Origin of the sequence: Frankia sp. AgB32, from assembly GCF_023243045.1 — a bacterium.
GTDB lineage: Bacteria > Actinomycetota > Actinomycetes > Frankiales > Frankiaceae > Frankia.
On record NZ_JALKFX010000260.1, the window covers coordinates 1 to 8,436 of the forward strand.

General features: G+C 69.8%; 7 protein-coding genes and 1 pseudogene. 4 read left to right on the forward strand and 4 right to left on the reverse strand.

Annotation, left to right across the window (positions count from 1 at the left end):
• The first annotated feature begins 384 nt into the window (after positions 1-384).
• The 3 genes and pseudogenes from MXD60_RS27880 (at position 385) to MXD60_RS30560 (ending at position 1,791) form a co-directional block, all read left to right on the forward strand.
• Positions 385-1,227, forward strand: coding sequence for a polysaccharide deacetylase family protein (locus MXD60_RS27880; protein WP_248822674.1), 843 nt, complete (start codon positions 385-387; stop codon positions 1,225-1,227).
• A gap of 59 nt (positions 1,228-1,286) precedes the next feature.
• Positions 1,287-1,472: pseudogene (locus MXD60_RS27885) on the forward strand (glycosyltransferase family 4 protein); the annotation flags it as partial.
• A 175-nt stretch (positions 1,473-1,647) separates the two neighbouring features.
• The gene (locus tag MXD60_RS30560; RefSeq protein ID WP_518468829.1) at positions 1,648-1,791 is read left to right on the forward strand and encodes a hypothetical protein; all 144 of its coding nucleotides are present in this window, start codon (positions 1,648-1,650) and stop codon (positions 1,789-1,791) included.
• Between the two features lie 342 nt (positions 1,792-2,133).
• Here the strand turns inward: MXD60_RS30560 and MXD60_RS27895 are convergent, their stop codons facing one another.
• The 3 genes from MXD60_RS27895 to MXD60_RS27905 are packed head-to-tail and all read right to left on the reverse strand — an operon-like array spanning position 2,134 to position 5,695.
• The gene (locus tag MXD60_RS27895; RefSeq protein WP_248822675.1) at positions 2,134-3,078 is read right to left on the reverse strand and encodes a DMT family transporter; all 945 of its coding nucleotides are present in this window, start codon (positions 3,076-3,078) and stop codon (positions 2,134-2,136) included.
• Entirely contained in the window at positions 3,075-3,875 is an 801-nt protein-coding gene (locus MXD60_RS27900; RefSeq protein ID WP_248822676.1) for a polysaccharide deacetylase family protein, read from the reverse strand. Before MXD60_RS27900 ends, MXD60_RS27895 begins: the two co-directional genes overlap by 4 nt.
• Entirely contained in the window at positions 3,872-5,695 is a 1,824-nt protein-coding gene (locus tag MXD60_RS27905; RefSeq protein ID WP_248822677.1) for an MGDG synthase family glycosyltransferase, read from the reverse strand. The genes MXD60_RS27900 and MXD60_RS27905 overlap by 4 nt, the downstream gene beginning before the upstream one ends.
• A 595-nt stretch (positions 5,696-6,290) precedes the next feature.
• Between MXD60_RS27905 and MXD60_RS27910 the strand changes: the two genes are divergently transcribed.
• On the forward strand, positions 6,291-7,418 hold the full coding sequence (locus tag MXD60_RS27910) for an alpha/beta hydrolase (RefSeq protein WP_248822678.1): 1,128 nt from the start codon (positions 6,291-6,293) through the stop codon (positions 7,416-7,418).
• 3 nt (positions 7,419-7,421) lie between these two features.
• Here the strand turns inward: MXD60_RS27910 and MXD60_RS27915 are convergent, their stop codons facing one another.
• Entirely contained in the window at positions 7,422-8,288 is an 867-nt protein-coding gene (locus MXD60_RS27915) for a DDE-type integrase/transposase/recombinase (protein WP_248822679.1), read from the reverse strand.
• Positions 8,289-8,436: the final 148 nt, after the last annotated feature.

Below are 8,436 nucleotides of genomic sequence, written 5' to 3' on the forward strand. Positions count from 1 at the left end.
GAAGCCACGAACCGTGACCAAACCACCCAGCGGCACTGAGGCCACGCCGCCACGCCGTACCAACCCACCAGCCACGAGCAGCGGAAGATCAACCAATCAAGATCGACTTAAGCTTCACGGCATTGCCCCCACGGGGACCGCTACCTGGCCAACAACGAGGACTTTCTCATGGCCATGGACACTCTGACGCCGAAACCCGCACACAGCCGGCCAGAGCGCCGATATCGCCCCCGATAGGCAGCCTGCAACGTCAACTCGCGTCAGGGTTCAGCCGGTGCCAGCGCGCGGGCGGGGGTGCGGCGCGCTGGCAGTGAACACACTCTCCCGGCTAAAACGGGAGGACTGGACGCTTGTATGGTTTCGGGAATGTCCCGTCATCAGCCGATGGATCGTCGGCTCCTGCTGTCGATGTTGAGCATCGGGGCGGCCCAGGCGCTGATCGGCTGCGCGAACAATCACCCGGCCGCGTCCCCGTCACCCGCCCCGAGCACCGTCGGCTCCACCCCGACCGCGCTCGGGAACACCCCCGTCCAGCTCGCCGCCCCGCGACCGGCGCCGCCCGCGCTGCCGCCGGTCCCGCCCCCGCATCCGGGGCCGCCGACCGTGGTGTCCCGCGCCTCGAGCCGGACCCGGCAGATCGCGCTGACCATCGACGACGGCTACGATGCGCAGACCGTGGCGGGCTATGTGGAGTTCGCCCAACGCTCGAAGATCGCCATCACGTTCTCGCCGAACGGCGCCTACAGCGCCATCTGGAACCGCCATGCCGACGTGCTGCGTCCGCTGGTCGAGACTGGCCAGGTACAGATCGGCAACCACACCTGGACACACAAGGACCTGCTCGATCACCGGACCGACGCCGAGATCCACGCGGACGTCGAGCGCAACGAGCAGTGGATCCAGTCCACCTTCGGGATCACCAGCCGACCCTGGTTCCGCCCGCCCTACGGCTCCCACAACCACCACGTCGACGCACTCGTCGGCGAACTCGGCTACACCAAGATCCTGCTGTGGAACGGCAGTTTCGGTGATTCCACCCTTCTCACCCCCGAACAGCTGCTCGCCCTGGCCACCCGATACCTCCAACCTGGGACGGTCATGCTCGGACATGCCAACCACAACACGATCCTCGGCCTGTTCGCACAGGTGGAGCAGCTCATCGCCCAGCGCCAGCTCGAACCGGTCACCCTGGACACCATGTTCGGCACCTCCCGCGCCGTCGGCTGACGGCCCGCGCCGGGATCGACGGCGCGGGTTCAGCCGATGACGGCCTGCGGGCGCACGGCGCGCCGTCACAGCTGCTCGTCGACACCCTGCGCGACTCCGGCTGGTTGGGCCGCCGGGAGGTCGAGGTCATCCCGAACCCGTTCGACGCTGCCCCCTGGCACGACATCGGCGACGTCGCCGAGACCAAACCCACCATCGCCGTTGTCGGCCGGCTGGAGGCCTACAAAGGTGTCGACGTGGTCCTCGGTGATCCGTGGAAGAACGTCGAACAACAACGCCGACCCGCCGGCGGTTCGAGTGATTCGTTGATCCCGTCTGACCGAGACCCGCGAAGCCGGCCGGAATGACCTGGACCCCATCTGGCAGGCATGGACCTGCCAGACCCGAGTACCCGCCCGACTCCGACTCCGGCTTCTGTCGATGATCTACTTCCGCGACGGCGGCGAGACCTGCGTCTGCGAACTCACCGAACCCCCGGGCCTCGCCGGCGACCATGATGCGTCCGGTGGCGTGAACCTTGCGCTGGGCGCGCAGGGACTCGGCTGGCAGCGGGAGCGGCGGTAGCGGGGCCGTAGGTGTTCTGGCGCCGCGCAGGCGGCCGATGGTGGCGATGGGGCAGGGCCAGTTGCCGATCAGGGCGCCCTCGGCGACGGGCGTGCAGGAGGTGGCCCGTCCAGGCGCAGAGCGATCCGGCGTCCGGCCCAGGCGAACCCGACGGGCGTTGTTGCATTGGGCGGAGGTGGAGCGTGGTGGAGCCGTCTCGGGCGGGTGGTCAGATGGCCAGGGTGAGTTCGGTGAAGGCAGCCGTCAGCCGGTTCCGGGGGTCGGCATCGACGCCCAGTTCGTAGTGACCGCGGCGGTCACCGAGCTGCCGAGTGATCATCCACGCTGGCCCCCGCCGGGCCCCTATCGGACACTCGCCCTCTGCTCGTCGGCAGCGAAGCCGGAGACCCCGGAGACGCCCTGCCGTGCCTGCTTGGGTGGGGGGAGCGTACGGCCCGGGCCGCGCACGGCGGGCCGCCCGGTGGTGGCCAGCCAGGTTCCGACGACCACCGCGACCGCCGCGAGCACCAGGATCGGCACCCGCACGCCGCCGGTGGCCAGGTGCTCGTGGAACGCGGTGATCCCGATGACCGTGCTGACCACCGGATCGACAAGGGTGATCATGATCAGTGGTACGGCGAGGCTGTCCTGGAACGCGTTCTGGTTCAGCACGTACCCGACCGCACCGATGCCGACGAGGGCGTACAGCTGCCAGTCGACCAGCAGGTGGACCGGATCGGTGCCGAGCCGCACGACGCAGTCCTTCATCAGCCCGGCGCTCACCCCGTAGCACAGGCCCGTCGCGAGACCCAGACAGGCCACCCGGCCCGCCGCGGATGTGCGGCGGGCGAGGCCGAGGGTCAGCACGATCATCGGGCCGACCGTGACGGCGATCAGCAGCCAGGCTCCCTCGGACGGCTCGGAGATCCCATCCGAGGGGGCGGCGGTGAGCAGGAGGACGGCGAGCGCCACGCTGGCGAGCGTGACGGCGGTGAGATCCCGGCCTCGTGGGCGGCGGCGTTCGAGCGCCGCCTCGAGTGGCACCGCCAGGAACAGCCCGCTGACGAGCAGCACCTGGACAACAGCGAGGGCGCCGAGGCCGAGTGCCAGCGTCTGCAGGCCGAGACCGGCAACGTCGCTGACTCCGCCGATCAGCCAGCTGGGCCGGCGCACCAGCCGGACCAGCAGGCGGGGGTCCAGAGCAGGGTGGACGGGTTCCTGGCTGGCAGCATGGTGCTGCAGCGCGGAGGCGAGCGCGAAGCAGGCCGCCGCCGCCAGCGCCACCACCACCGCCGCGAGAGCGCTCATCGCGTCCGCGCCGGACCCTCGCCGATGCCCCAGGCCAGCCCAGCCGACGTGGCCGGCTCGGCAAAGTGCTCGCGCAGCGGACCCACGCGTAGGCCGCGCTCGGCACACTCGTCGAGCAACGCCGGAAGCGCGCCCAGCGCCGACCGCCAGGAATTCGGGGCCGAGGTGCAGTCGGAGTCGTGCAGCAGCACGGTGCCGCCGCCGGCCAGGTCTCGGCGCACCGTGCGGAAGACTGAACCGGCCGTGGCGCGGGCGCTCCAGTCCTTCCCCCACGCCGTCCACAGCACCGGACGCAGCCCGAGGCACCGCGCGGAGCGCAGCGCCGCCGTACTGAGCACGCCGTAGGGCGGACGGAAATAGGTCGGTGCCCGCCCCGCGACCTCGCCGACGAGATCCCGTCCGCGGGCCAGGTCGTCATGCGTGGCGCGCGGGCCACGCAGCACCAGATAGCGGTGCTCCCATCCATGGACCGCCACCTCGTGGCCGGCCGCCACGAGCTCCCGGCCGAGCTCGGGTGACTCGGCGAGCATCGAGCCGAGCAGGAAGAACGTGGCACGCACCCCCCGGGCGGCCAGCAGGTCGAGGAACTGCGGGGTGGACGCGGGATCGGGCCCGTCGTCAAAGGTCAACGCCACGTGACCGGGATCCCCCACGCCGGCAAGGCCGGGGGTGAGCCGGTTACGCGGCGCCGGCAGCGAGGTGATGGCGGGGGCCGCGTGTGCGATCGCGGTCACCCCGACAGCGATGACACCCGCCACGGTCGCACGGGGCGCGATGGAGCGCGCGGGACCGGTCATGTGGCGGGCTCCGACAACGAGCCGACTCGGATCTCCTGGCCGGCCGTCTGACGGTCCAACCCGGCGAAGGTGGTGGCGAGCCCGCAGTCGGGCTGCTGAGCGCACTCCACAAGCACGATCTCCCCTTGTTGCAGCGGCGGCATCACGGATCCGCCGTCGACGGACCGGCTGGGACGAACGACGATTTCGTGGAGATACGTCACGATCCCCAGATCAACCGCGTCCAGATCACCATCGCTCAGGAAATACCGCGGCGAACGCCCGCCCTCCCGGCGTAGGCGGACGGCGGCGCGGCGGATCGCGGACCGGCCGCCGACGATTCCCGTCTCATAAGGTTGACCGCCGCCGGCGTTGACCAAGGTCAGCCCGGACCCGGCCAGCGTGCGCGCCGAGTCCGGACGCAGGTCGAGAAACCGGGTGTCGATGGCGACCGCGGCCCGCTCGTCCCGCAGCCGCAGGACGGTGGCCGCGTCCAGGCGGGTCTGCGGGCTCACATGCACGATGACGGAGACCTCCCGGCGCTCGCCCGGCCGCGCGGCGTCCAGGCCGTGCGCGACCGCGATCTGGGTGCCGATCGTCGCGTTCCAGCCGACCACCGCGGCCGTGACCGCCGCGACAGCCGCCCGGCGCGCCCAGCGCTCCCAGGCCGGCCCGCCGCGCCCTCCCAGCCGGCGGCGGGTCCCGAGCACGGTCCCGCCCGCCCGCCGGTCAGCGGCCAGCGGGTGAGCGGCGTCGATGGCCGGGAGCGCGACCGCCATGGGGTCGTTCTCGAACAGCGCTAGTCCCGCGGCCCGCTGCCGCCGGCTACGAGGCCCGTCCACCAGCTCGGCCAGAGTCGTGGCCAGGGCGGCGGGGGAACGGATCCAGCTTGATACGCCGGCCTGCGCCAAAGCAGCCGCGTTCGTCCGGCCGTGGCCGGGAATCGGCCGGTAGCTCGCCACAGGCAGGCCGCTGGCCATCGCCTCCAGCGATGTCAGGCCCCCCGCGTTCTCGACGAGGACGTCGACCGCGCGCATCAGTTCGGGCATGTCGTCGACCCAGCCCAGCGGAAAGCCCACCGCCGCGTCGGCCAGCCGTTCCCGCAACGCGGTGTTGCGCCCGCAGACGACCACCGGCACCGCCACTCCGGTGGCAGCGATCTCCCGGGCGGTGCGCTCGACGTCGCCGACGCCCCAGGAGCCTGCCACCAGCAACGCCAGCCGCCCGTCGGCAGGCAGCCCGAACCTCTCCCGAGCCGCCCGCCGCTCCGCTGCCCCGGCAGGGTGGAAACGGTCGGCGACCAGCGGGCCGGTGACCGTGACGTTCGTCGCGCCGAGTGCCCGCGCCTGGGCCGCGCTGACCGGGTGCAGGACGTAGTGGGCGTCGACACCCGGCGCCACGCACAGGCGGTGGACCGAGAAGTCGGTGAGGAAGGTGAACGCCGGCACCGTCAGCAGGCCGCGTCGGCGCAGCTTGCCGATGAGCTGGCCAGCCATCGGATAGGTCGTCACCACGGCGGCAGTGTCCGGCGGGAACAGGTCGAGCAGCCTCGGCAGAAACGGCGCCAACAGATTCCGGGCGAGCAGCGCCGCCCCGACCGGCAGAGTAGTCAGCCGGAAGATCACGGAATAGATCGACGGCGCGCGGTGCAGGACGGTCTCGTAGACGTCGCGCATGCCGACCCCGAGCACCCGGCCCAGCACGACCAGGAAGTCGTAGACGTCGACCTCGAAGCCGAGCTCGCGAAGCCGCCGCGCCCACTGCGCCGCCGCCCCGTCATGCCCGGCCCCGACACTCGCCGAAATGATCACTACCCGGCGCCGCACGACCGTCGCCACCACCCCTGCCCTCCGGCCGCCGCATCAGATGCGGCAGCGAACCCTCCTGGACCAGCGAGCACCGGTCGTCCCCACGGAGGTGAGTGCGACACGGCCAGCGATCACCTCACCCGCCACAACGGCGAATGTGGTGCTGGGTGACGCGGATGCCGACGAAACATTCCCTCCTCGCCACACGCGACCATCCTGGCACCACCGGACCGACCGGGCACCCGGCGAACCACCGGAGAGGAAACATCCTGGGCGGACGCCGGTGGCAGGGGCCGGCACAGTCCGGCACGTGGGATCCGGTCGGGTGATGCGGCGGGCGCTGGTGCGTCCGGCCGAGGCAGGCCTTCGTGCTGGCGATCGGGCATGATCAGGTGACGCGGGGCGGGCGCGTCCGCTGGAGCGCCGGCCGACCTGGCCGCCATCCAGCCCGCGTCACCTCTCTACACAGAGCATCCTCGACTCGGAAGGCTGCGGAAAGGTGAGAACTGGGGCAAGGCAGTGACGGGTACTGTCAACGCCGACAACGTGCTCCGACAGGGACGGATCGGAAGAATGTGACGCTTCCCACTTCCTGGCCTGTGGATGCGGGAGAGGGAAGGGGGGCTCGGTGCGGATCACCGCCTGGCCGTTTCTCGTCGTGCTTTACGTGCTCGGCCTGCTCTGTCTGGTAGCCGTCTACGTAGCTTGGAACCGGTGGCCACGGGTCGCGGCCGTTCCTGGACGTGTCATCGGCATGATTTTGATCATGTCGATGGGTGCGGTCATCGCGATGGCTCAGGTGAACCATCAGTTCGGGTTCTACACGTCGCTGTCGGACCTGCTCGGCAACCCAGGGACGGAAAACTCCCTTGCTGTCCCGGTGCAACCACGGAGTGCCTCCGGCGTCGATGTCCTGACGGCGGACTGGCTGGCTGCCGGACGCCATGCGGCGCGCCACGGCAAGGGCGAAATGCTGTCCGTCATCTTCCATGGTGCCCACAGCGGTCTGAGTCATCACGGACTGCTCTACCTGCCGGCCAGCTATTTCCGGGGGCCGGTCGACCAGCGATTTCCCGCCCTCGAGGTGTTTCACGGCTTTCCCGGCTCACCGGAGACGTTTCCCGGAAACATGTCCATTCAGTCTCGCCTCGAAGCCGAGATCGCTGCCGGCCGGATCCCACCGATGGTCCTCGTCATTCCCCAGGTTTACCAGGCTGGTATCAGCTCGGAATGCGTGAACGCCGTGCGCGGGCCGCAGTTCGAGACCTACCTTGCTATCGATGTTTTTGACGACGTCGTAGCCGGTTTTCGCGTACTGCCGGCACGCTCCTGGGCGACTTTCGGCATCTCCACTGGCGGGTTCTGCGCAACGAACATCGCCCTGCACCATCCCGAACGCTACGCTGCCGCGGCCAGCCTGTCCGGCTATTTCAACGCCGCCGAGGATCCTGGTACATCGGCGCTCTACCTTGACGCACGATTCGGTCGCCGGATCAACTCACCGATCTGGTGGGTGCATTACCATGCTCCGGAAGCGCCGGCGCTTTACCTTTTCGCCTCCGGCGGCGATCCGCCTGCCGTCACCGAAGCCAAAGCGATGACCGAGGCTCTGCGCCGGTACTGTCGGGCACTCCCGACCACCACCGTCATCACCGGCCAGGGCGGCCACAACTGGGGAGTCTGGTCCGCGGCCTTCGCCCCCGCCGTCGACTGGCTCGCCCAGTACCTACCGGCCCCACTCACCCCACCCCGCTAGTTGTCAAGTCAACTGCGACAGTTGGTCGTCGCTCGGTTGGCTTGGAATGGGCTGGTTGATCCACACGGTCTTGGGTAGGCGGGGTGGTCGTGGCCGGCGGGCGAACCGCTCGGGGTGGGCCGCGTGGGCGCGGTCGAGGGTGGCCTGGCGGTGGGTCTGGACCTGGCCTGCGGTGCCGAAGTGGACCGAGGCAGGGGTATGAAATCCGATCCCGGAATGGCGATGGTCATGGTTGTAGGCGGTGAAGAAACCCTCGCAGTAGGCGCGGGCATCGGCCAGCGACCCGAACCGGTCCGGAAAATCATAACTGTACTTGAGAGTCTTGAACTGCGCTTCCGAAAACGGATTGTCGTTCGATGTCCGTGGCCGTGAATGGGACCGGTGGACGCCGAGGTTGACGAGGAGTTCCGACACCGGTTTCGAGACCATCGCCCCACCGCGGTCCGCGTGGATCGCCCGGGGGGCGGTCCCGTTCCGACGGATCGCGTCCGCGAGGAAATCCTTCGCGACCACCGCGTCCTCGGCGGCAGCGACAAGCCAGCCGGTAACATACCGGGAGTAGATATCAAGAATCACGTAAAGCTTGTACCAGACGCCTTTCTCGGGTCCTTTCAACGCGGTGATGTCCCACGACCAGATCTGGGACGGTTCGGTCGCGGACAGCTCGGGGCGGACCCGCGGCGGGTGGGTCGCCTGGGCGCGGCGTTCCCGGGTCTGCCCGGCTGCCCGGGCGATGCGGTACATCGTCGACAGGGAACACCAGTAGCGGCCGGCGTCGAGCTCACGGGCCCAGACCTGCGGGATCGCCAGATCCTGGTAGACCGGGCTCGCCAGGACCGCCAGGACCTGCTCGCGTTCGGCGTCGGTCAACGTCCCCGGTGGAGGCGTCCGCGCCAGCCACGGCCCGTGCACCGGCCCGCGCGGGGAAACGTGACGATAATGCAATGGCGCTTAGTTAAGCGGTCCGGGCAAGGATGATCTTCGGTGGCTGATCATGTCGGGTGCCGGTGTCTGTTGG

What these genes read in the sequence shown, in the direction of transcription:
- MXD60_RS30560 (WP_518468829.1), top strand. Translation starts at nt 1,648, where the DNA reads ATGATCTACTTCCGCGACGGCGGCGAGACCTGCGTCTGCGAACTCACC.
- MXD60_RS27895 (WP_248822675.1), bottom strand. Translation starts at nt 3,078, where the DNA reads ATGAGCGCTCTCGCGGCGGTGGTGGTGGCGCTGGCGGCGGCGGCCTGC.
- MXD60_RS27900 (WP_248822676.1), bottom strand. Translation starts at nt 3,875, where the DNA reads ATGACCGGTCCCGCGCGCTCCATCGCGCCCCGTGCGACCGTGGCGGGT.
- MXD60_RS27880 (WP_248822674.1), top strand. Translation starts at nt 385, where the DNA reads ATGGATCGTCGGCTCCTGCTGTCGATGTTGAGCATCGGGGCGGCCCAG.